Origin of the sequence: Micromonospora sp. DT53, assembly GCF_049841535.1 — a bacterium.
Lineage (GTDB): Bacteria > Actinomycetota > Actinomycetes > Mycobacteriales > Micromonosporaceae > Micromonospora.
Genome location: NZ_JBNCKM010000007.1, coordinates 232,043 through 252,367, shown reverse-complemented (window position 1 = coordinate 252,367; position 20,325 = coordinate 232,043). Strand labels below are relative to the sequence as shown.

The 20,325-nt window shown below is 69.5% G+C and carries 20 protein-coding genes; 7 read left to right on the top strand and 13 right to left on the bottom strand.

Annotated elements, in window-relative coordinates; genetic code table 11:
* Positions 1 to 24: 24 nt before the first annotated feature.
* A complete protein-coding gene (locus ACLQ3B_RS23010) occupies positions 25 to 1,047 on the top strand; it encodes a glycoside hydrolase family 11 protein (RefSeq protein WP_425782753.1) in 1,023 nt (340 codons plus the stop codon).
* 87 nt (positions 1,048 to 1,134) lie between these two features.
* On the opposite strand, the gene ACLQ3B_RS23005 is transcribed toward ACLQ3B_RS23010, so the two are convergent.
* From ACLQ3B_RS23005 to ACLQ3B_RS22960, 10 genes are all read right to left on the bottom strand, one after another.
* Positions 1,135 to 2,028: an SGNH/GDSL hydrolase family protein gene (locus ACLQ3B_RS23005; protein ID WP_425782752.1), complete on the bottom strand. Its 894-nt coding sequence runs from the start codon at positions 2,026 to 2,028 to the stop codon at positions 1,135 to 1,137.
* Between the two features lie 121 nt (positions 2,029 to 2,149).
* On the bottom strand, positions 2,150 to 2,824 hold the full coding sequence (locus tag ACLQ3B_RS23000; protein WP_425782751.1) for a DUF6891 domain-containing protein: 675 nt from the start codon (positions 2,822 to 2,824) through the stop codon (positions 2,150 to 2,152).
* Positions 2,825 to 2,899: 75 nt separating this feature from the next.
* The gene (locus tag ACLQ3B_RS22995; RefSeq protein ID WP_425782750.1) at positions 2,900 to 3,514 is read right to left on the bottom strand and encodes a dihydrofolate reductase family protein; all 615 of its coding nucleotides are present in this window, start codon (positions 3,512 to 3,514) and stop codon (positions 2,900 to 2,902) included.
* 109 nt (positions 3,515 to 3,623) lie between these two features.
* On the bottom strand, positions 3,624 to 4,181 hold the full coding sequence (locus tag ACLQ3B_RS22990; RefSeq protein ID WP_425782749.1) for a GNAT family N-acetyltransferase: 558 nt from the start codon (positions 4,179 to 4,181) through the stop codon (positions 3,624 to 3,626).
* A gap of 236 nt (positions 4,182 to 4,417) precedes the next feature.
* The gene (locus ACLQ3B_RS22985) at positions 4,418 to 5,815 is read right to left on the bottom strand and encodes a non-reducing end alpha-L-arabinofuranosidase family hydrolase (RefSeq protein ID WP_425782748.1); all 1,398 of its coding nucleotides are present in this window, start codon (positions 5,813 to 5,815) and stop codon (positions 4,418 to 4,420) included.
* A gap of 152 nt (positions 5,816 to 5,967) precedes the next feature.
* Complete coding sequence (locus ACLQ3B_RS22980) at positions 5,968 to 7,053, bottom strand: hypothetical protein (RefSeq protein WP_425782747.1); 1,086 nt, start codon at positions 7,051 to 7,053, stop codon at positions 5,968 to 5,970.
* 48 nt (positions 7,054 to 7,101) lie between these two features.
* Positions 7,102 to 7,551 carry an OsmC family protein gene (locus tag ACLQ3B_RS22975; protein ID WP_425782746.1) on the bottom strand — a complete coding sequence of 150 codons (450 nt, stop codon included), beginning with the start codon at positions 7,549 to 7,551 and terminating at the stop codon, positions 7,102 to 7,104.
* A 25-nt stretch (positions 7,552 to 7,576) separates the two neighbouring features.
* Positions 7,577 to 9,316 (bottom strand): multicopper oxidase family protein, encoded by a 1,740-nt coding sequence (locus ACLQ3B_RS22970; protein WP_425782745.1) that lies wholly within the window; start codon positions 9,314 to 9,316, stop codon positions 7,577 to 7,579.
* Positions 9,313 to 9,765 carry a DUF6220 domain-containing protein gene (locus ACLQ3B_RS22965; RefSeq protein WP_425782744.1) on the bottom strand — a complete coding sequence of 151 codons (453 nt, stop codon included), beginning with the start codon at positions 9,763 to 9,765 and terminating at the stop codon, positions 9,313 to 9,315. The genes ACLQ3B_RS22970 and ACLQ3B_RS22965 overlap by 4 nt, the downstream gene beginning before the upstream one ends.
* Positions 9,766 to 9,775: 10 nt before the next feature.
* On the bottom strand, positions 9,776 to 10,768 hold the full coding sequence (locus ACLQ3B_RS22960; protein ID WP_425782743.1) for a carboxymuconolactone decarboxylase family protein: 993 nt from the start codon (positions 10,766 to 10,768) through the stop codon (positions 9,776 to 9,778).
* Positions 10,769 to 10,912: 144 nt separating this feature from the next.
* On the opposite strand from ACLQ3B_RS22960, the gene ACLQ3B_RS22955 reads away from it, so the two are divergent.
* The 3 genes from ACLQ3B_RS22955 to ACLQ3B_RS22945 all read left to right on the top strand — a co-directional run bounded on the left by ACLQ3B_RS22955 (position 10,913) and on the right by ACLQ3B_RS22945 (position 13,522).
* Positions 10,913 to 12,043 (top strand): sensor histidine kinase, encoded by a 1,131-nt coding sequence (locus ACLQ3B_RS22955; RefSeq protein WP_425782742.1) that lies wholly within the window; start codon positions 10,913 to 10,915, stop codon positions 12,041 to 12,043.
* Positions 12,040 to 12,702, top strand: a complete 663-nt coding sequence (locus ACLQ3B_RS22950; protein WP_425782741.1) for a response regulator — start codon at positions 12,040 to 12,042, stop codon at positions 12,700 to 12,702. The genes ACLQ3B_RS22955 and ACLQ3B_RS22950 overlap by 4 nt, the downstream gene beginning before the upstream one ends.
* Before the next feature lie 82 nt (positions 12,703 to 12,784).
* Complete coding sequence (locus tag ACLQ3B_RS22945) at positions 12,785 to 13,522, top strand: hypothetical protein (RefSeq protein ID WP_425782740.1); 738 nt, start codon at positions 12,785 to 12,787, stop codon at positions 13,520 to 13,522.
* Positions 13,523 to 13,535: 13 nt separating this feature from the next.
* On the opposite strand, the gene ACLQ3B_RS22940 is transcribed toward ACLQ3B_RS22945, so the two are convergent.
* A complete protein-coding gene (locus ACLQ3B_RS22940; RefSeq protein WP_425782739.1) occupies positions 13,536 to 14,303 on the bottom strand; it encodes a class I SAM-dependent methyltransferase in 768 nt (255 codons plus the stop codon).
* Between the two features lie 240 nt (positions 14,304 to 14,543).
* Between ACLQ3B_RS22940 and ACLQ3B_RS22935 the strand changes: the two genes are divergently transcribed.
* Positions 14,544 to 15,644 carry a threonine aldolase family protein gene (locus tag ACLQ3B_RS22935; protein WP_425782738.1) on the top strand — a complete coding sequence of 367 codons (1,101 nt, stop codon included), beginning with the start codon at positions 14,544 to 14,546 and terminating at the stop codon, positions 15,642 to 15,644.
* 147 nt (positions 15,645 to 15,791) lie between these two features.
* Here ACLQ3B_RS22935 and ACLQ3B_RS22930 read toward each other — a convergent pair whose 3' ends face one another.
* The gene (locus tag ACLQ3B_RS22930) at positions 15,792 to 18,095 is read right to left on the bottom strand and encodes a hypothetical protein (protein ID WP_425782737.1); all 2,304 of its coding nucleotides are present in this window, start codon (positions 18,093 to 18,095) and stop codon (positions 15,792 to 15,794) included.
* A gap of 246 nt (positions 18,096 to 18,341) precedes the next feature.
* A complete protein-coding gene (locus tag ACLQ3B_RS22925) occupies positions 18,342 to 18,608 on the bottom strand; it encodes a hypothetical protein (protein ID WP_425782892.1) in 267 nt (88 codons plus the stop codon).
* 625 nt (positions 18,609 to 19,233) lie between these two features.
* On the opposite strand from ACLQ3B_RS22925, the gene ACLQ3B_RS22920 reads away from it, so the two are divergent.
* Positions 19,234 to 20,088, top strand: a complete 855-nt coding sequence (locus ACLQ3B_RS22920) for a helix-turn-helix domain-containing protein (RefSeq protein WP_425782736.1) — start codon at positions 19,234 to 19,236, stop codon at positions 20,086 to 20,088.
* The gene (locus ACLQ3B_RS22915; protein WP_238685028.1) at positions 20,085 to 20,270 is read left to right on the top strand and encodes a DUF397 domain-containing protein; all 186 of its coding nucleotides are present in this window, start codon (positions 20,085 to 20,087) and stop codon (positions 20,268 to 20,270) included. Before ACLQ3B_RS22920 ends, ACLQ3B_RS22915 begins: the two co-directional genes overlap by 4 nt.
* The last annotated feature ends 55 nt before the right edge of the window (positions 20,271 to 20,325 follow it).

Below are 20,325 nucleotides of genomic sequence, written 5' to 3'. Positions count from 1 at the left end.
CCGTCACGAGGAGGCAACAGTTACATGACCGACACCAGTCACACCAAACCGAGAGGCCGCGGCCGCATGCGGTTGCTCCTCGGTGCCGCGTGCGCCGCCGTCGTGGCCGTCGCCGGCACGATGACGGCCACCAACGCGTACGCCGAGGCCGACCGGACCCTCACCTCGAGCCTCACCGGCACGCACAACGGTTACTACTTCTCGTTCTGGAAGGACAGCGGCAACGCGAGCATGACGCTGCGCGCCGACGGCCGCTACAGCAGCAGCTGGGACCGGAGCACAAACAACTGGGTAGGCGGCAAGGGGTGGGCCACCGGCAACCGCCGGACTGTCACCTACTCGGGCACCTACAACCCGGGCAACAACAACACCTACCTCGCCCTGTACGGATGGACGCGCAACCCGCTCATCGAGTACTACGTGGTGGAGAACTTCGGCAGCTACAACCCGAGCAGCGGCGCGCAGCGGATGGGCACGGTCACCACTGACGGCGGCACCTACGACATCCTGCGCAGCCAGCGGGTCAACGCCCCGTCGATCGACGGCAACCAGACCTTCTACCAGTTCTGGAGCGTCCGCCAGCAGAAGCGCTCGAGTGGCACCATCACCACCGCCAACCACTTCGACGCCTGGGCCCGCGCCGGCCTGAACCTCGGCAGCAACCACAGCTACCAGGTCATGGCCACCGAGGGCTACCAGAGCAGCGGAAGCTCCGACATCACCGTCCGGGAGGGCAGCGGCGGCAACCCGACCTCCGGGCCGACCACCGGCAACCCGGGGACCGGAAACTGCAACGCGACGATCTCCGCCGGGCAGCAGTGGGGTGACCGGTTCAACCTCAACGTCGCGGTCAGCGGCACCAACAACTGGGTCGTCAGCCTCGGCCTTGGTGGTGGACAGAGCATTCAGAACAGCTGGAACGCCTCGGTCAACGGCAACAGCGGCACGGTCACCGCGACGCCGAACGGCAACGGCAACAACTTCGGCGTAACGATCATGGCCAACGGCAACTGGAACTGGCCGACGATCACCTGTCGCACCAGTTGACCCTGATCAGTTCCTAGAAGAGGCGAGCCACCGGCCCGGCCCCGTCGCACAGCGCGGCGGGGCCGGGTCGACCGTTCGGCGGACTGATCAGCTGTTCAGTCGGGTCAGCAGGGCGGTGGCCATACCCTGCTCGCCGCGGGCGTTGGGGTGGAACGGCGCGGCCGAGTTCTGCGGCACCAGACCCTCGATCCATCGGGTGCCGCTGCCCTTGCACGCGTCGCGGCCGATCGACGGGGTGTAGACATCGGCGTACGTGGCGCCGTTGGCGCTCGCGACGCTTGCCAGCATCGCGTTGAGCGACTTCTCGATGCCACGCAGGTACGGCACGTCCTGATAGGCGATCGGAACGACCGGCCAGCAGCCGTAGCCGGTGTCCGGCAGGATCGCCGGATAGCCGAGCACCACGACCCGTGCGCCCGGCGCGGCCCGTCGGACCGCCTGGAGCACGGCGGTGACCTTCGGCGTGGCGGCGACGATCCGCGCCTGCAACTGGTCGACACCTCCGGCGGTGTACCGGTTCTTGCACGGTGAGCCGAGCGGACTGCTGACGCTCGCCTCCGCACAGTCGCCGATGATGCCGGAGAAGCCGATGTCGTTGCCGCCGATCTGCACCGTCACCAGCGCCGTGCTCGACGTGACCGCGTTGAGCTGCGGTGGCAGCGTGATGCCCAGTTGGCCGCTACCGCCGTAGAGGATGTCGTCAGTGGTGGCGCCGGAGCAGCTCACGTCGGCGAACGACGACGAGCCGGCGGACGCCGCCACCAGCGACGGGTAGTTGCGATTGGACCGTAGGCAGTTGAGGTCGACCTGGGTGGGGATCAGCGGGCCTGCGGTGTACGAGTCGCCCAGCGCGACGTAGCGGCCGGTGGGCACCGCGGCGCTGGCCGGGGTGGCGACGGTGAGCAGCACGCCGGCGGTGGCGAGGGCGAGTGCGGCCAACCGGGTGGCTGCCCGCAGGAGGGGCAGGCGGGGACGGGTCATGGCGCCTCCCAGGAGGGATCAGGGTGGTGGTGCCCGCGATCCTGTCCCCGTCGACCTCAACCGTCAATATTGATGAACCTCATTAAATAGCTGCCCGAAGTGTGGGATGAGTCGGTGGTGGTCAGCCCAGTCGGGCGTACCACTGGGCGCCGGTGACCCGGATCCGCCGGGACTGCTCGCGGTTCCACTCCACCCGCATGCCGTGCTTGCGGAGCACCGGAAAGGCGACCTCGTCCAGCAGTCGTTCCAGGTCGGCCTGGTAGTTGGCCTGCTGCTCGGCCTCCGACAGGCCCGCGTAGGCGACCTCGTCGAAGTCGGCCGGAGGGTAGGCGCCGTAGCCGAGATAGACCTCGCCGTCCTCGCTCGCGAGCAGCGACTCGGTGTCCTGCTGGTGGTACCACAGAAACCCGTGCCAGTGCCGAGAGTCGTCCCGCTCGTCGTGGATCTCGGCGCTCGCGCAGGTGCCACAGCAGCTGAAGTTCTCCCGGGCCAACACCCCCAGCTCGTTGAGCTCGGCGAAAGCGCGGGTGAGGTTGCCGCGCACCTCACCCCACTCGCGCTGCTGCTCCCGCCGAACAGCCAACGCCGTCTCGTGCGCCGCCCTTAGCTCGTCGTCCGTGGCGCCGCAGCGCTCCTCGGCGTCGTCGAAGACGTCGACGAACTCGTCCGCGTCGCTCTCACCCCGCACGACCCAGGCCCACAGCTCGTCCTCGACGGCGGTGCGCGCCGGCTCGGGGATCCGATCGGTGAGGAACCTGACACCGGCAGGGCGATCGTTGTACGTCCACTCGGTCACCACGGGATCTTCACACGGGCGTACGACGACCTCGGCCCGAGAAGGGCCAGCGCGGCGGTCGCCCCGAAACGGGCCCTAGTTTCCGGCCTGCACCTGGTCCTTGACCTCGTCGTAGCCGACAGGCGTCGGCGCAGTGCCCGGCGCGTAGATCACGCGGAGGACGCCGGTCGGGAACGCCTCCGACGCCACAAGTCGCAGGTGGTACGCCGTGTCGCCCTCGTCGAACAGCCTGCGGCCCTTACGCGCGGCCACCGGGTGCACCAGCAGGCGCAGCTCGTCGACCAGGCCCGCGGCGAGCAGTTGCTGCACCACGGAGATCGACCCGGGGATGAGGATGCCCCGGACACCGGCGTCTGCCTTGAGCGCGGTGACGGCGTCGAGGAGGTCCCCGTCGATCAGCTCCGAGTTGCGCCAGGAGAACTCCAGCGGCTGACGCGAGACGACGACCTTGCGCATGTCGCCGAGTTGCTTGGCGAACGGCGCGTCGTCGCCGCCGGCGGCCTCACGGCCGGGCCAGGCCCCGGCGAAACTGTCGTACGTCTCCCGGCCGATGAGCAGCACGTCGGCGGCGTCGTAGTCCTCGGTGACGGCGCGGCCCATGTTCTCGTCGAAGTACGGGAAGTGCCAGTCCGGGTCGATCTCGGCCACACCGTCGGCCGAGATGAACAGCGTGGAGATGACAGTTGCCATCGCGGGGGTTCCCTTCGAGTCGGGTGATGTCGGTAGGTCGACCGGCGCATCGTCCCAAACTCGTCGGCCACCGGCTGCCCCGATGACGCGTGTCGTATCCGCCTCTTTGTCAGCCGGACGTCACGGGAGCGATCCAGTGCCACGTTTCGAGCAGCTTCAGCTGCCCCAACCCATTCGTCCTCTCGACGACGTCATCGTCGCTTCGGACGTATCCGGCGGACTCAGCGACCCGCTGTGAGGGCACGTTGCCCTGCACGATGCTCAGCCGCAATCGACTGAAGCCGAGTTCTTCGTGGCAAAACCTCGTCATCAACCGCAGCGAACGCGACGCCATACCTCGGCCGCGGTGCGCCGGGCCGATGGCGTACCCCAGCACGCCGATCGCCACGTGAAGGGCGACGAGGCCAAGCGGCTCCCCGCCGTCGGGCGTCACGGCCAGGTCGACGATGCCCTGGGCACGGCGGCGCCGGATTCTGACCAGAAAGGCGTCCGCGTCGAATGGGGAAGGAATATCGGTGTTCGCGGCCATGTCCGGCGCGTCGAAGAGGCCCGGCATGTGCGGCAGATCGGCGTCGAGCCAGTCTCGCAGCACAACCCCCTCCCCTTCCAGCACAAGAGGGGCGGCGGTTGGATCGACCGCCGACGAAATTGTTGAATCACAGCTCACATAACATCCTTACACGGATGTCGCCACCGGCCTCAACGCTGGCCCCTGGTCGCGAGACGAGGGGCACCTGAGGGGTGGGCTCGACTCGCGTTCATGGAAGTCGCGGCGTCGGGGCGACCGGGATACCGCGACTTCCATGAGCCCGAGTGGATCAACCGCACCCGGCGTGGTGCGGGCGGGCTCGGCGTGACGCCGAGCCCGCCCGTTCCGGGTCAGTCGAGCTTGATCAAATCGTGTCAGCGCTGCAGGGTCAGCAGACCCGGCCGGTACGGCAGGAGGCCGTAGTCCACGCCGTCAGAGCTGGGGGAACGGCCCTGGTACAGCAGCTGCAGGTTGCAAGGGTTGACGGTCATCGTCTGGTCGGCGTTGGTGCGCAGCAGCTCACCGTGGCTGATGTCGTTGGTCCAGGTCGCGCCGCTGTTGACCTTGCCCGCGAACGGGTTGCTCTGCGACGCGGCCTGCGGCGTCCACGAACCGTTCAGGCTGGTGGCCGTGAACGAGCGGAAGTAGCGGCCCGTCGAGCCGATCGCCTCGACGATCATGAGATAGCGGGTCTGACCCTGCAGCTTGTAGACCTGAACGGCCTCGAACAGGTTGTTCGTCGAGTCGCTCATGATGGTCGTGTAGTTGCTGCCGAAGCTGCCCGGGAAGTTCCCGATCGGCATGCTGGCCCGGTAGATCTTGCCGTTGTCCCCGGCGAAGAACAGGTACATGTTCTGGTCGTCACCGATGACCGCCTGGTCGATCGGGCCGGTGCCCGAGCCGGTGATGCTTCCGCTGAACAGCGTCTGGGGCGCGGACCAACCGTTCGGGTTGGTCGGGTTGGTCGAGGTCCGGTAGGAGAACGCCGGCCCACCCCACTGGTAGGTGAGCACCCAGATGTTCTTCGGCGCGAAGTAGAACAGCGACGGCGCGACGGTCCCCGAGTTCATCCCGGTCTGGGTGGCCGAGGCCATCTGCGAGTAGTTCGAGAAGAGGCTGAAGTTCATCGAGCCCCACCTGCTACCGAAGTCGTGCGTGGTGGCGTAGACCAGTTGCTGACCGTTGTAGGGGGCGACCGTGAAGTCCTTCAGCGAGACCCAGCCCGACTTAGGCTGCGCCAACGCTCCAGTCGAGGACCACCGGTACGTCGACGGAAGGTTGCACGTCGGCGGATCGGTCGGCGGATCGGTTGGCGGATCGGTTGGCGGATCGGTCGGCGGATCGGTCGGCGTCGTGCCGCCGGTGCAGGTGACACCGTTCAGGGCGAAGCTCGTCGGCGCTGGATTGCTGCTCGTCCACGACCCGTTGAATCCGAACGACACCGAGCCGTTGGTCGGGATCGCGGCGTTGTAGCTCACGTTCTTCGCCGTCACCGCGGACCCGCTCTGCGTCAGCGACGTGTTCCAGGCCTGCGTCACCGTCTGCCCGGCGCCGTATGACCAGGTCAACGTCCAACTGCTCAGCGGATCACCCAGGTTCGTGACCGCCACGCTGGCGCCGAAGCCGCCCTGCCACTGGGACGACACCGTGTAGTTCACCGAACAACCCTGAGCCGCGGCACCGGCCGGCAGCGCTGCGACAACCGTCGACGACACAAGTAAGCCGACGCCGGCCGCAACCAGACCGACATTGGTGGCTCTGGATCTGGTCATATAGCACCCTCCTCGCGGGATGGCGGCCTATACATTTATGGTGGTCGCTGCTCAGTGACTGATTGTGAGCGTTAACAGGCCGCGTCAGCCATGTTACGGGAGCGCTCCCATACGCTCAACTACATCTATCTCTGGTTCTCGCTCACGCTCCGTCAGACAACGGTGAGGGTGAGGACACCGAACTGGTTGCCCCGCTGCACGTACTGCGGCAGATAGAGCTTCCACGTCACGCTCAGCTCACGCCCGGCCCGCATCGAGGCCGGCACCTCGGCGGCCATCTCGAACACGGCACTGCCGCGCGCCGGGATCTGCGGGAACGCCCGGCAGTTCAGCCGGTACAACTGGGCCGAGTTCACCGCGTCGTTCGTCGCGTCGCCGAGCGAGAACCGTTCCATCAGGTAGCCCGGGCAGGGGTCCAGCGCGAGCGGGCCGTCGGTCGGGTTGCCCAGCGTCACCCGAAAGGTGAGCCGCGACCCGGCCACGGCGGTCGCCGGCCCCTGGACAGCGACGGTGAGCTGGTCGAGCGGCGAGGACGGCGGTCTCGACACCACCACCGGCTCGGTGAACCCACTCGCGGAGAGCGTCCCCCGCACGCGAGGATTGACCCCCTCCCCCTGCGGACAACCCGGACGCTCGTCGGCGGTGACCGGCGCGCGCACCGTGCCGCCGTCGTGCGGCAGCTCGATCGCGAGCTCCACCATCCCCTTCACCTGCCGACAGAACGGCCCGGACCAGTCCAGGCGCAGGCTGGCGTGGCCGCCGGCCGGCACGGCGACCACCCGGGTGCGACCCTCCTCGTCGATACCGTGGGTGTAGAGCATCGGGATCTCGCGCCCGTCGGCGAGCATGGTGGTGGGCACCTCGCCCTGCAGGGTGCACTCGACCTTGGACGAGTTCCGCACGTCCACTTCGCCGATGAGCTTGCCGATGGCGGCGTCGAAGCCTCGGGGCGTCTCACCGCCGGTGCCGGGCCGCGTCCACGTGGTGAGCCGACCGGTCAGCTGCTCCGCCCGGCACGGCCTGCTGCCGGTGGCCGGCGTTCTCGGCGCGGCAGGGCGGCCGTTGAGGTCCTCGGCGGTGATCTTCAGGTCGGCCCAGGGCACGCTGCCGTCGGCGAGCAGCGCGGTGGGCGCCGGCTCCGCGGCCGTCGGGGCCGAGCGACCCCGCCGGGCTTCGGGGTCGGCGCACGCCACCGCCACGGTGAGGACGATCAGCAGTGGTACCAGTAGTCGACGCATGTCGTCACCCTCACACGAACGAACCGCACGGATCCTGAGTAGCCGTGCTCAGCGATCAGCCTCCTTGGGTCCGGGGCCTTCGGCGATCGCGACGGGAGTGCCGAGCTCGACGGTACGGGAGACGGTGCACAACCGATCGTGCGACTGCTGCAACGACCGGGGCAGCGCCGCACGGGCCTGGTCGCCGTCCGCGCCGTCGGGGAAGGTCACGGTGAACTCGACCCGCAGGTTCCGCATCCGGTTCCCGCCGGCCTCGTCCCGGACCTTGTCACCGGTCACGGTGACGGCGAACTCGGTCGGCTCGGCACGGCGGCTGGTGATGTGGTCCACGTCCACCGCGGTGCAGCCGCCGATGGCGGCCAGCAACAGCTCCACCGGCGTGAAACTGCCGTCGTCGCCCGCGCCCAGCGACACCGACCCGCCACGAACATTCCGCACCACGTAGTTGCCCAGGCCGGTGCGCTCGATCGCCACCGAGCGGAAGCTGTCCTCAGTCATGACAGAAAACTACCGGGATCCGCGATCAGGAGTACATGAGATGCAGCGTCATCCCAGCATCGGCGTGCGCCAGGTTGTGGCAGTGGTTGGCCCACATTCCCGGGTTGTCAGCCCGGAACGCCACCTCCCACACCTCGCCCGGACGGACGTCGAACGAGTCCAGCCACAGCGGGGATCCGGCCGCCGACTTCCCGTTGCGGGCCAGCACCAGGACGTGGTGGCCGTGCAGGTGCCACGGGTGCACGATCTGCGACCGGTTGACGATCGTGAACCGCACGACGTCGCCCCGGCGTACGACCTGCGGTGGGATGTCCGGGTCGGCCGCGCCGTTGACGGTGTGGGCGTACCTCGGCAGCAGGTTGCGCAGGTCGAGACCGCGATCGAGCACGAGGGTGAACGTCTTGTCGAACCGGGACCACGGCGCCGCGGCGGTCGCGCCGTAGCCGAGCGGATCGAGCACCGGCCAGGCGCCGGTCGCCGTCGACACCGGGCCTGTCGAGTAGACCGCGCGTCCGTCGACGAACAGCGCCACCGGTGTCGCCGGCGCGCTGAAGACCAGGTCGTAGCGGCCCCCGGCCGGGATCAGCAGGGCGGTGTCCACAAGCGGCGTCGGGCCCCGCAGGTCGACGCCGTCGATCGCGGCCACCCGGAACGGGGTGCCGGCCAGGGCGTACCGATGCGTCGTGCTGTCGGTGTTGATCAGTCGTAGCCGCACCGGCACGCCGGCCTCGACCGGCTCCACCCTCGGCGCGGGCAACGGACGGCCCGTCAGGGTGTGCACCGGCACGGTGACGTCGAGGCCGGTCACCGGGCCCGGTCGCACCACCAGCACACCGTAGAGACCCATCCGCACGCCGACATCCGAGGCCGAGTGCGTGTGGTACCAGTACGTCCCGGCCTGGTCGGCGCGGAACCGGTAGACGAACTCCTGCCCGGGCCGCACCGCCGCCTGCGTCACCCCGGGCACCCCGTCCTGATCGTTCGGCACGTCGTACCCGTGCCAGTGCAGCGTGACGCCGCGCCCGATGTCCCGGTTGCGCAGCGTCACCTCCACGACGTCGCCGACGGTGGCGGTCAACTCCGGTCCGGGTACCTGCCCGTTGAACGCCCACGCCGCGACGTTCCGACCGCCCGCGTCCACGGTGACGCTCCCGGCGGTCAGGGTGAACCGCCGGGTGGGTTCGTCGGCGATCCGGGCCACCGGATAACCATGATCATGCGGTACGGCGGGCGCGGCGCCCGGGGCGACGGTCAGCCCGGTTCCGGTCACCAGCGCCGCGACCGCCACCCCGAGAGCCACCCGGGACACCGTCCGGGACGGGCGCGCGCCGAGAGCACGCCCCGAGATCATCGTCGCCGCCACGACCCCGGCGACCGCGAGCAGCCCCGCCCCGGCCGACGCCGGATAGCCGTGCAGGATCGTCACGAGCAGGGCGCCGCTGGTGGCGTACCCGGCGAAGAACAGCGGAACCGAGACGGCCCGGATGTCGCCCGGGACCCGCAGCAGCCGCGGACCGGCGACGCCCACCGCCGCGAGCGACAGGGGGCCGGTGATGAGGACCTTCTCCGCGGCGAACCACCAGCCGGCGCGGGCCAGGGCGGTGATCGTGACCGCGCGGGCGAGCGTGGCGAGCAACGCGACGGCCGCCAGCCCCAGCGCGAGCGGACGACGCCGGACGGCCGACGCCGCGCCACCACCCAGCCAGCCGGCGGCCGCGAGGACCGCGATCACGAGGTCGGCCACGAGCAGCGACCCGGTGGTCATGCCGGCTCCCCTTCCCGGGTGGCCAGCCGAGCGGCGCCGGCCGGCACCGGGACGGCCAACCGTCGCGCCGCCCGAAGGACACCGACCACGACGTGGACCGCGATGATCCCGTTGAGCGCGTGCAACCCACCGATGGTCAGGCCGAGGGGGGTGCTGACACCCGACGCGTCCGTGAACGCCTCGGCGAGCATGGCGATGAGCGGTTGGAGGACGACGAGGCCGATCGGCAGGACCGCCAGTCCGATGAGCCTTCCCGGCGCCTTCGCCAGCGCGGCGAACAGGGCGGTGAGCAGGGCGAGAATCGGGATGACCGCCAGGCCGTTGACGCTGTGCAGCGCGTACGCGTCGTCGCCGGCGGGTCTCGTGAACCCGCCCACGGCGGCGAAGACGAACTGCAGGGCGAACGCGACGAGCAACAGTGCGCTGACGATGACGAATGCCTTGCGCATGGGTTACCTCCTAGAGGCGCGCCGAGGCGAGAGCCCGGGCGACATGGTCGGTGGCCGTGATCGCCCCGAACGCGACCAACGCCACGAGGTCGGCGTCGGCCGGATGGGAGAGCCGCCAGAGAGCGACGTCGCCCGGGCTGATCGCGCCGGGTGCGAACGCCGCCAGCAACGCGATCCGCGTCGCGATGCGGTCCCGACCCGGCACGTCCCGGACCAGGTCGACGGCCCAGTCCGCGGGTCGGGCCGGGAACCGGCCGTCCTCCCAGCGCACGGTCGCCGTCACGGTCTGGCGTGCCACGTCGCCCAGCAGGTCCCCACCCCGGGTGGCGGCGTTGCGCAACGATGCGTAGGCGACGCCCACCGGGCTGTCCCCCGCCCAGACGGGAGGTGACGCCGTCGCGTCGGCGTCGAGGAGCGGGAGGCTTCGGCCGGGTTCCTTCGGCTCCCGGGCCGCCTTCGCGTAGAGCCGGCCCCCGACCGAGCGCACCAGTGGGGACCGTTGCAGGCCGCCGGGGAGCAGATCGGGGTCGAGCAACGCGGAGACGACCCGGTTGATGAAGTGGAAGGCGAGCAGCGTGCCGGTGATCTCCGGGCGGTACTGGCTGGTCCACCCGGCGGCTCCGGGGCTGCGGCTCGCCTGCGCCCAGCCGACGAGCTGGGCGTGCCTCGGCTCGGGCGGCGTCTCGCCCCGGGCGACGGCCTCGGCCAGCTGCGGCGCGCCCAGCGCGTGCAGCAGCAGCACGTGGGCGTCGACGCAGAACTGGCAGCGGTTGGCCCACGACACGGCGGCCGCGACGAGTTCGCGGTCGACCCGGGGTGCGTCCCCGGCGAGCAGCGCCTCCCGCATCAGCGCCCAGGTCGCGGCCAGCACGTCCGGCACGGCGGAGAGCGCCTGGAAGGTCGGCAACGGCCCGAGGAAGTCGTCGCGCAACTGTTGGTAGACCAGCGCGGTGCGGCCGGTGACCGCCCTCGGCGGCACGGGGGTGAAGAAGCGGTATGTCATGGGATCGATGCTCGCGGCGGCGGGCCGGGAAAGCATCGCGCCGCCGCAGGCACTTGTCCCGCCGCACATACCGCGACCGTGGTACGCCGCGGGTACCACGCGCGCGGGATGCTCCACCGACGACGGCCGTTCTACAGTGCGAGCATGCGCCGTGACCTCCCGTACGCCCTCGGCGGTCTCGCCCTCGGCGTCCTCCTGCTCGGCAACGCCGTGCTCACCCCGGATGCCGCGACGGTCGAGGTGCTCGACGTCGCCCTGGTCCTGGCCACGGTGGTGGCTCTGGCGGCGTGCCGGCGCTACCCGGTGGTGGCGCTGGGCGTGGTCACCGTCGCCATGCTGGCCGTGCACATCCGGGTGCACCCGGGGGTGTCCGCTGCGTTCCCCGTCCTCTGCGCGGTCTACGTCGCCGCTTGGCAGGGACACCGGTGGGCCGCCGCCGTGGCCAGCCTCGCCTTCCTCGGTGGCTTCCTGGCCCGCGACATCTCGATAGCGCCGGCCGGCCGACCGGGCCAACTGGTCGCCGAGCGGACGGCCCTGCTGCTCGGCTGGTTCGTGGCGGCCAACGTCGCCGGGCTCGTCGCGCGGCAGCGCCAGGCGTACCTGGAGCAGGTCGAACAGCGGGCGATCGAGGCCGAACGCACCCGCGAGGAGATGGCGTTGCGGCGCGCCGGGGAGGAGCGCCTGCGCATCGCCCGGGACCTGCACGACTCCCTGACCCACAGCATCTCCGTGATCAAGGTGCAGGCCGGAATCGCCGTGCACCTGGCCCGCAAACACGGCGAGGCGCCGTCGGCCACGCTGCTGGCGATCCAGGAGGCCAGCAGCGCCGCGATGCGGGAGCTCCGCACGACCCTCGACGTCCTACGCGCACCCACCGACGGCGACCGCGTCGGACTGGCCCGGGTGGACGAGCTGGCCGAGCGGACCCGGGCGGTCGGCGTACCGGTGCAGGTGACAGTCACCGGTCAGCGCGGGGAGCTGCCCGACGACGTCGACCAGGCCGGGTACCGGGTCATCCAGGAGGCCCTCACCAACGTGGCCCGCCACGCCGGCCCCGCGACCGCGCACATTCAGGTGGAGTACGCCCCGGCGGGTCTGACCGTCGCGGTCACCGACGACGGTCAGGCGTCGCCGGCTGAGCCCCTGACCCCGGGCGTGGGCCTGCGGGGCATGCGGGAGCGGGTCAGCGCGCTGGGCGGCACGCTGCGCGCCGCCGCCCAGGACGACCACGGGTTCACCGTACGGGCCACCTTCCCGCTGCGGGAGTCGGATTGATCAGGGTGCTGATCGTCGACGACCAGGCGCTGATGCGAGCCGGCTTCCGGGCACTGCTCGACGCCGAGGACCATCTGGAGGTCGTCGGCGAGGCGACCGACGGCGCCTCGGCCGTCCACCTGGCACGATGTCTGCGCCCGGACGTCGTCCTGATGGATGTGCAGATGCCGGGCCTCGACGGCATCGAGGCCACCCGGCGCATCGCCGCCGATCCCGACCTCGCCGCGATCCGCGTTCTCATCCTCACCAACTACGGGCTCGACTCCTACGTCTTCGCCGCCCTCCGCGCGGGCGCCAGCGGCTTCCTCCTCAAGGACGCGGACCCCGCCGACCTGCTGCACGCCGTCAGCGTCGTCGCGCGCGGCGACGCGCTGCTCGCGCCAACCGTCACCCGCACACTGATCAGTGAGTTCGTGGCCGGCCCACCGCCGCCCGTGCCGATGGCCGGACGCGACGTGCTGACCGCCCGGGAGCAGGAGATCGTCGAGCTGGTCGCCCGAGGGCTGACCAACGACGAGATCGCCGCGCGCATGGTGATCAGTCCGCTGACCGCCAAGACACACGTCAACCGGGCGATGACGAAGCTGCACTGCCGCGACCGGGCCCAACTGGTCGTGTGGGCGTACGAGTCGGGGCTGATCACGCCGCGTCGGCGGTGATCGCGGTCTCCGTGAACGGAGTCGATCAACCCCCTTGGGAACATGAGGGAGGGTCGACGCACTAGCATTGCCGCCGTCCGCGATGGCTCTGCTGAATCGAGGCGACATGCGTTGGCTCCGTCGATTGCTGGGCGGTAGGCGAGTCCAGCTCGACCCGGGACGCCAGCAGGCACTGCTGCACGACGTCCAGTCCCGGTACGGCTCGCACGCGCGGGTTCGGTTCACCGAGCAGGTCGAGGCGCTCACCGGTTCGCTCGACAGCGACGACGGCCTGGTGGTGGCGACCCGGATCGTGAGCCAGGTCGCCGACGAGGCCCATGTGGACCTTCAGGCCCAGGCCCAGGAGATCCACCGGCGGACGGGCCGACGGCTGCTGGTGCACCGCCGTAACTACCGGCCGCTGTGGAAGGAGGCCGGCCCGGCCCTGCGCTGGCCGCTGTTCGCGCTGCCGTGTGGCTTCCACCCGTACGCGCAGGTGGCCGCCGCCGTCACGGTGCTCGGCAACCGGGCGCCCCGGCTGGAGCGGGTGACCGATCCGAACCCGCTGGTGACCCGCGTGTTCGAGGTGCTTGACCTGACCACCTCCGGTTGGGAGTACGGCCGGGTGCGGGTGGACACCGACGCCGCCACCCTGGCCGATCGACTGATCGTCAGTGCCGGGCGGGTCCTCGCGGCCATGGACGATCCGCCGCGGCTACCGCCCGCGGTCCGGGAGCTGATGCGTCGCAACAACACAGTCGCCGTGCACGATCCGGCCGGCCCACGGGCGGTCGGCGGGATCAATCTGGGCGCGCGGATGCGCGAGGAGTTCCTGGTCTGAGCTCCCTCGGGCACTACTGGTCGGTTCGCCGACGGGCGAGGTGCACGATGAGGTCTGCGGAAAGCTCGACCGTGTCGGGCAGGATTCGTTCGATCTGGTTGAAGACCTGCTCCTGCGTCGAGGTCGGCAGCGTGAGATACGCCGAGATCGTCGACAGGTGCCCGACGTAGTCGCGCGCACTCATCGTCAGCCGACGCTCGATCACGGTCTGCCGCACATCGGTGAACAATTTGGAGCGTTCGAGTTCCGTGCCGGGCCACTGCATGGCCTGTCCCGGGGGCGTGCCGTCGGGAGACGGGATCTCGTCGCTCTCCAGAAACGGTGCCCGGGCGGCGCGGACAGCGTCCGCCACCGCTGGGTCGACCAGCTTTCTCGGCCCGCCGAACGAGGCGAACACGCCGCCGGGTTCCAGCAGCGCGGCCACCCGTGGCCATCGACCTTCCGGTGTGGTCCAGTGCAGTGCCGCCGCCGCGTAGACCAGGTGGTACGTCACGCCCGGCCGCAGGTCCTCGAACGCGGCCCGCACGGTCTCGACGCCTGCCGGTACGTGCTTGCGCAGCTCGGCGAGCATGGCCTCGTCCGGCTCGGTCGCGGTGACCGTGACGCCCGCTCCGGCGAACAGCCGGGTCGCCTTGCCCGTGCCGGCGCCGACCTCCAGTGCCGTTCGAATCGGCCGATCCGCGTAGCTCAGGACCAGGTCGACAAGCTCGGCGGGGTAGCCCGGTCGGTACCGTTCGTACTGTTCCGCCACCATCCCGAAGCTCTGTGCGCGAGCAGACATGCCGACAATCCTGTCACCACCCACGCCGGCTTAGGCCGTCACGCGCGAACTGGACCGCCTCGGCTGCAGCAGCGAAGCATCTCCGCTATCGCCCTGATGATCACTACGCGGTCTTTGGAGTCAGCCGCCGATGTCGTCCAGCCAGGCCGATTGCGACTAGGGCAACTCGTTCGCTGACGCTGATCTCCTGCCGCCGGAAACCGATTGGTCTCTGTTGCGCCGACATGCGACGATCCGCCGATGTCCCACAACACCAGGCAGCGTCGGCGTGCCGCGCTGCGCGCCTGCGACCAGATCCTCTCCGGCATCCGGCCCACGACCATGAGGGAGCGGCTCGCGGACATGGACGCAGGCGGTGATCTGGACGGTCAGCCCGACTTCTACGGCGACGGTCCGGTGAACGCGCTTGAAGAACGCGTGGCAGGACTACTGGGAACCGAGGCCGCCGTCTTCTTCCCCACCGGCACGATGGCCCAGCAGGTCGCGCTGCGCTATGGCGCTGACCGCACCGGGCACCCGACCGTCGCTCTCCACCCGCTCGGCCACCTGGAGATGGACGAACGGCATGCCTACGCCCACCTGAGCGGCCTGCGCAGCACCTGGCCGACCACCGCGCCGCGCAACCCCACCGCCGACGAGATCACCGCCCTCGCCGAACCCGTGAGCACCGTCGTCATCGAACTCCCGCTGCGCGACGCTGGCTTCGTCCTTCCCTCCTGGGACGAGCTCGCCGCCGCATCCGCCGCCGCGCGCGCCATCGGCGCCCGCGTGCACGTCGACGGCGCCCGAATCTGGGAATCCACCCCACACCTGGCACACACCCTCAGCGAGATCGCCGACCTCGCCGACAGCACCTACGTCTCGTTCTACAAAACGATCGGCGGTATCAGCGGGGCGGCGCTCGCGGGCACCACGCAGCTCGCCTCCTACGCCCGCATCTGGCGGCACCGCTACGGCGGCGAGGTGTTCCAGCAGTGGCCAGCCGCTCTGACCGCACTCGCCGGACTCGACAGGGAGCTGCCTCGCATCCCCGAATATGTGCGGCACGCGCGAACAGTCGCCGCGGCACTCAGCGCGCTTCCCGGCGCGCGGGTGTATCCAGAACCTCCGCACACCCATCGATTCCGTCTCTGGCTGCCCCACTCGGCGCAGGCGCTCAACGACGCTACGCTCGCACTCGCCGAGGAGGAAAAGGTGTGGTTCGTCGCCGGGTGGCAGGAAACAGCCGTGCCGGGTATGGCGATGACCGAGGTCACCGTCGCCACCCCCGCCCTCAAGTGGACCGCCGAGGACATCGCCGAGGTTGGTGAGCGCTTCCTCGGCCGCGTCGTCGGCCATTGAACCGGGCGCTGGCGCCACTGGTGGTCAGAACAGGCACATTGAACGGCGGTCCGGCTGAGCCGCACCTGCCGAACGCCTGACGCTCGGTCGGCGGTGGGCCCCGGTCGCACCGGGACCCACCGCGCCGATCTGCCCTTAAGGCATGTCCTACCGCGTGCCGATGGTGACGGCGCGCCCGCCGGGCCGGTACAGCAGCAGATGGTCCGCGCTGCCGGTATGCCCGAAGTCATAGGCGACGATCCGGTCCTGGGCGTTGCGCAGGTCGAACCAGCCGACGCTGCCGACGCCCTGGTGGGAGACGTGGACCGCCGAGTACGTGTCGTTGGGGTCGTGCCGCACCACGTCCAGGTAGCCGGTGCCGGGCCGGTAGACGGCGAGGTGGTCGGCCATGCCGGTGTGGGCGTAGTCGAAGGCGACGATGCGGTCCCGCGGGTCGGCGAGGTCGTAGCCGCCGATGCCGCTGGACGACATGAGGTGCGGCCAGAAGGTGTTGCCGGCCGCGTGCCCGACGATGGTGACGAGCCGGGCGCCAGGGCGGTACAGCAGCAGGGCGTCCTGCTTGCCCGTGTGCGCATAGTCGTAGGCGATGACCTGGTCGTCCGGGCTGGTCAGGGCAAAGCCGTCGATGCCCTGGTGCGACCCGACGACAGTCTCGAACGGCCCTGCGGCGCTGTGCTGCAGGATGAACAGCACGTTGTCGCCGGGCCGGTACGCCACGAGGTGGTCGAGCTTGCCGGTGTGCTCGTAGTCGTAGGCCACGAGCCGGTCCTTCGGCGACGACAGGTCGTAGCCGCCGATGCCGCTTGTCGAGGTGAACACCGGCCAGAAGCTGCCGTCCGACGCGTGGCCGACGACGTGCACAACGCCCGTCCCCGGCCGGTACAGCACCAGGTAGTCCTGCCGGCCGGTGTGCGCGAAGTCGTAGCTGATGATCTGGTCGTTGGCGCTGATCAGATTGAAGCCGCCGATCCCGCGCGTGGACGAGAACACCGTCTCGAAGCTGGGCCGCTCGGTGCCGACCGTCGTCTTCCGCCGCAGCACGTACACGATCCCGGTGCCCGGCCGGTAGACCAGCAGGTGATCGAGCTTGCCGGTGTGCTCGTAGTCGAACGGCACCACCCGGTCTCGGGGATCGGCCAGGTCGTATCCGCCGATTCCGCTCTGCGACTTGAACGGCACCCGCAGGTCGGGGTTGGTGAACGCCAGGCTCAGGTCGTCGTAGAGCGTCACGTCCTTCTTGACGAAGCCCTTCTCGGTGACGACGCCGTACTGGCTGTATTCGGAGTCGCGGTACGAGAACAGGACGAGCGGGCCGGTGTAGTCCTGCGCCTGCCACATCCGGACGCCCTTGACCAGCTGGTCCCGTTTCTCCGCCCACCACCAGGCGGGATTGGGGTAGATCAGCCCGTAGCCCCACTCGGTGCCCCAGATCTTCTTGCCCGCGTCGCCCCTCCGCACCATCACGTCCCGGACCGCGGCGAGCTCACCACAGATCTGCCCGGGCGTGTCATCGGCCGGCGGTCCGAACAGGTTCTCCCAGGGCGCGCCACACTTCGGCGTGTCCGGGGCCTCGTTCATCTCGGAGTACGGATGATGGGCGACCGCATCGAACGTGTCCTTGTAACCGTGGGCGTACCCCCAGTCCAGCCACGCCGACGGCGACCTCGCCGCGTCGCCGTGAGTCGCGCCGAGCCCCGCCGACCCGCCGGCCAGCACATAACATTGGCCGCACGTGGCGCGGATCTCCGTGGACGCCATCTCGACCAGCTCCCAGTACCGGGCCAGTGTCGCGGTCGCGTCGGCGCCCGTGTCGTAGCGCCCGTCCCCCGGCCGGATGACGCCGTCGTCCCCGTACACGCCGTCGTACTTGCCGAAGCCGTCGATGTTCGGCTCGTTCCAGATCTCGAAGGCGTCGACGATGGGCGGGGTGCCGGGCGGCGAGCCCGGCGGCGGCCCGTAGTGCTGCACCGTCTGGGCCACGAGCGTCTTCCAGCCCTCGCTGTCCGTCGGCAGCCAGGTCTCCGGCGGGTCCTGCGTTGAGTCGCCCGTCCAGAGGTGGCCGCCGCTGAGCCAGCTGGGCGAGCCGAACAGGGTCACGAGCGGTCGCATGCCTTTGCGGTGCGCCTCCATCACCGACTTGTCGAGGTGGTCGAAGTTCATGTGGATGCCCGTGGAATCTTTCGACGCGTACGTGTGAAAGTCGGTCCACGCCCTGATGATCGGCGTGCGGCCCGGGACGAACCCCTGGATGCGGTCCAGATGGTCGCCGATCCCGCCAGGGGTTTTGAAGTCCCAGCCGACCTCGGAGAAGCCGACGTCACGGTTGCTGTAGGGGTAGCGCGACGGCGCCGGGTCAGCGGACGCCGGGGCGGCGCCGGCGGCGACGACCGTGGCCGCCAGCGCCATGAGGGCCGCCGCCGACAGGGAGACCAAGCGTTGTGCTCGGATCATGGGTGACCGTTCCCGCCTTCCGCTCAGAGCGCGCCGTGAAACGGTCGCTCATACACGCGGACCCGGGGCGGGCAGGCCTGTCGCCTTGTGACGTACCCGCGGCGCCCCGTCCTGACACCCCGCGTGTCAGCCGCCGCGCGAGGAACGTAACTGAATTGGACGGTGGGCGTCGCCCGCTTGCGCCGTGGGTGCCGGCGGTTGTCGACCAGGCCATGCCGTGGGAGGAGATTTGGTGCGGCTGGAGTATTAGGCCATCACGCGCGAACCGGACCGCCGCGGTTGCGCACTCGCCGGGGCGGTTCGCCGTCGGATACGCAACCCGGCCCTCAAGACGTACAGCTCGCGCTTGGCCGTAGCCAGCCCCTTCGTGTCGAGCACGTACCCGGTGATCCAGATCCAGTCGTTGTACGGGTCGGTCTCACCGATCGACACCAGACGCATCACCAGGGCCCGATCCCCCGAGAACTGCACCGAGCAGGCCGCCCCGATCAGCACGACGTCTCCCGCCTTCATGCCAGCCACGCGAGGAATCTGCGGTACACCGTGTCAGCGGGAGCCCAGGACATGTCATGCATCGCTGCGGTGAGATGCGAGCCCATGTGGATCCGGAGGGCTAGCGGCGACGTGGCGTACTCCCCCCGCAGCTCGAAGCGGCGGGTGGGACATGGCCAAGGTCGCTCGCACGCCTCGCACAGCCACAGTGGAGGCACCGGCCCGTGTGTGGTCATCAGCTCTCACCCGGCCAGTGACCCCGGTTGATCGGGATCTTGTGTCTGATCCGACACGGCAGCTCGTTCCCGCACGTGCAGACGTTCCGCCACTTGATCCACGACCACACCGGCTTATGCCTGCGAGCCAGAGTCATCGCCACCGCCGCCAGGTACTCGCCGTAAGGCACGTGCCGGCTCATCCGCCCTCCCTCGTAGAGGTTGGCGGCAGCACGGCTACCCACAGTGACTCGACCACCACACCCAGCGCAATGGTTTACCGGTCGACGTGGATATGCAATATTACATTTTGGATGAAACGTAAGAGCGGATTTCATCTTGATAGATTTCATTGCTACGCGTGACCGACAGGAGTTACATATCGAGTGCAAGCTGCGCCCGGTATGTAGTCACGGATAAGGAGAGCGGCAGTGACGACAGACACCGGCTCTACGGTCCCGAGGCGACAGCTAGGGCGGTACCTGCGACAGCTTCGCGAGGAAGCCCGCGTGACGGTCAAGGCAGCAGCCGATGCGCTGGAGTGGTCGACACCGAAGATCTGGCGCATCGAAACCGGCGCTACTTCGATGAGATCGCTCGACGTAGAAGCGATGTGCAGAATCTACAGAGCGTCACCAGAACTGACCGAGGCTTTGATGGGCCTCGCGAAGGAGACGAAGGGGCGAGGCTGGTGGCACTCCTACGGTGACGCCATCCCCGAGTGGTTCGAGCTGTACGTGGGACTGGAAGCCGCAGCAGCTCGACTCCGGACGTACGAAGGGCAGCTTGTTCCCGGCCTGCTCCAGACCGAGAAGTACGCTACCCGCGTCTTACAGGTAGCCCGTCCAGACATCACCCGGGCGGAGATCGAGCGGCGGCTAGCCGTGCGTCTCGGTCGTCAGGCGCTGCTGACGCGCTCGGCACCACCCGCGCCGCAGTTCGACGTTCTGCTCGAGGAGGCTGTCTTGCGGCGTGGGGTGGACGCTGAGCAACTGCTACACCTGATCAAGATCAGCAGGCAGCCGAACGTCTCGCTGCGAGTAATTCCGTTAGCCGGGGGTCTGCACCGGGGCAACATGACCAGCGGCACGTTCACGATCCTCGAATTCGAGGGGGGAGCCGAGCCGTCAATCATCTACTCCGACAGCCTCACAGGTGCGCTCTACCTCGATAAGCCCGCCGAGGTCGCAGCGTACGGAGAGGCGTGGGACATCATGGAGAACCCCGCGCTGACCGAAGCGCAGTCTCGCAAACTCATGGCATCGATCGCGGAGGACCTAACATGACCACGCTCAACTGGAAGACGAGCACCCGCAGCAACGAGGGGAACTGCGTCGAGGTTGCCACGCCAACCCCGATGGTCATGGTCCGGGACTCCAAGGACCGGGAGGGACCGGTGCTGTCGTTCGGCGCGGGTCAGTGGGCCGGTTTCGTCCGGGGCATCAAGGGCGGCAGGTTCACCGTCTGACGTCGGTGCCGGGTGAGGTGAAGCGCTCGGTCTTCTTCGTCTTCGGCGTTCGGCC

What these genes read in the sequence shown, in the direction of transcription:
- ACLQ3B_RS23010 (WP_425782753.1), top strand. Translation starts at nt 25, where the DNA reads ATGACCGACACCAGTCACACCAAACCGAGAGGCCGCGGCCGCATGCGG.
- ACLQ3B_RS23005 (WP_425782752.1), bottom strand. Translation starts at nt 2,028, where the DNA reads ATGACCCGTCCCCGCCTGCCCCTCCTGCGGGCAGCCACCCGGTTGGCC.
- ACLQ3B_RS22995 (WP_425782750.1), bottom strand. Translation starts at nt 3,514, where the DNA reads ATGGCAACTGTCATCTCCACGCTGTTCATCTCGGCCGACGGTGTGGCC.
- ACLQ3B_RS22985 (WP_425782748.1), bottom strand. Translation starts at nt 5,815, where the DNA reads ATGACCAGATCCAGAGCCACCAATGTCGGTCTGGTTGCGGCCGGCGTC.
- ACLQ3B_RS22980 (WP_425782747.1), bottom strand. Translation starts at nt 7,053, where the DNA reads ATGCGTCGACTACTGGTACCACTGCTGATCGTCCTCACCGTGGCGGTG.
- ACLQ3B_RS22975 (WP_425782746.1), bottom strand. Translation starts at nt 7,551, where the DNA reads ATGACTGAGGACAGCTTCCGCTCGGTGGCGATCGAGCGCACCGGCCTG.
- ACLQ3B_RS22970 (WP_425782745.1), bottom strand. Translation starts at nt 9,316, where the DNA reads ATGACCACCGGGTCGCTGCTCGTGGCCGACCTCGTGATCGCGGTCCTC.
- ACLQ3B_RS22965 (WP_425782744.1), bottom strand. Translation starts at nt 9,765, where the DNA reads ATGCGCAAGGCATTCGTCATCGTCAGCGCACTGTTGCTCGTCGCGTTC.
- ACLQ3B_RS22960 (WP_425782743.1), bottom strand. Translation starts at nt 10,768, where the DNA reads ATGACATACCGCTTCTTCACCCCCGTGCCGCCGAGGGCGGTCACCGGC.
- ACLQ3B_RS22955 (WP_425782742.1), top strand. Translation starts at nt 10,913, where the DNA reads ATGCGCCGTGACCTCCCGTACGCCCTCGGCGGTCTCGCCCTCGGCGTC.
- ACLQ3B_RS22945 (WP_425782740.1), top strand. Translation starts at nt 12,785, where the DNA reads ATGGCTCTGCTGAATCGAGGCGACATGCGTTGGCTCCGTCGATTGCTG.
- ACLQ3B_RS22940 (WP_425782739.1), bottom strand. Translation starts at nt 14,303, where the DNA reads ATGTCTGCTCGCGCACAGAGCTTCGGGATGGTGGCGGAACAGTACGAA.
- ACLQ3B_RS22935 (WP_425782738.1), top strand. Translation starts at nt 14,544, where the DNA reads ATGTCCCACAACACCAGGCAGCGTCGGCGTGCCGCGCTGCGCGCCTGC.
- ACLQ3B_RS22930 (WP_425782737.1), bottom strand. Translation starts at nt 18,095, where the DNA reads ATGATCCGAGCACAACGCTTGGTCTCCCTGTCGGCGGCGGCCCTCATG.
- ACLQ3B_RS22925 (WP_425782892.1), bottom strand. Translation starts at nt 18,608, where the DNA reads ATGAAGGCGGGAGACGTCGTGCTGATCGGGGCGGCCTGCTCGGTGCAG.
- ACLQ3B_RS22915 (WP_238685028.1), top strand. Translation starts at nt 20,085, where the DNA reads ATGACCACGCTCAACTGGAAGACGAGCACCCGCAGCAACGAGGGGAAC.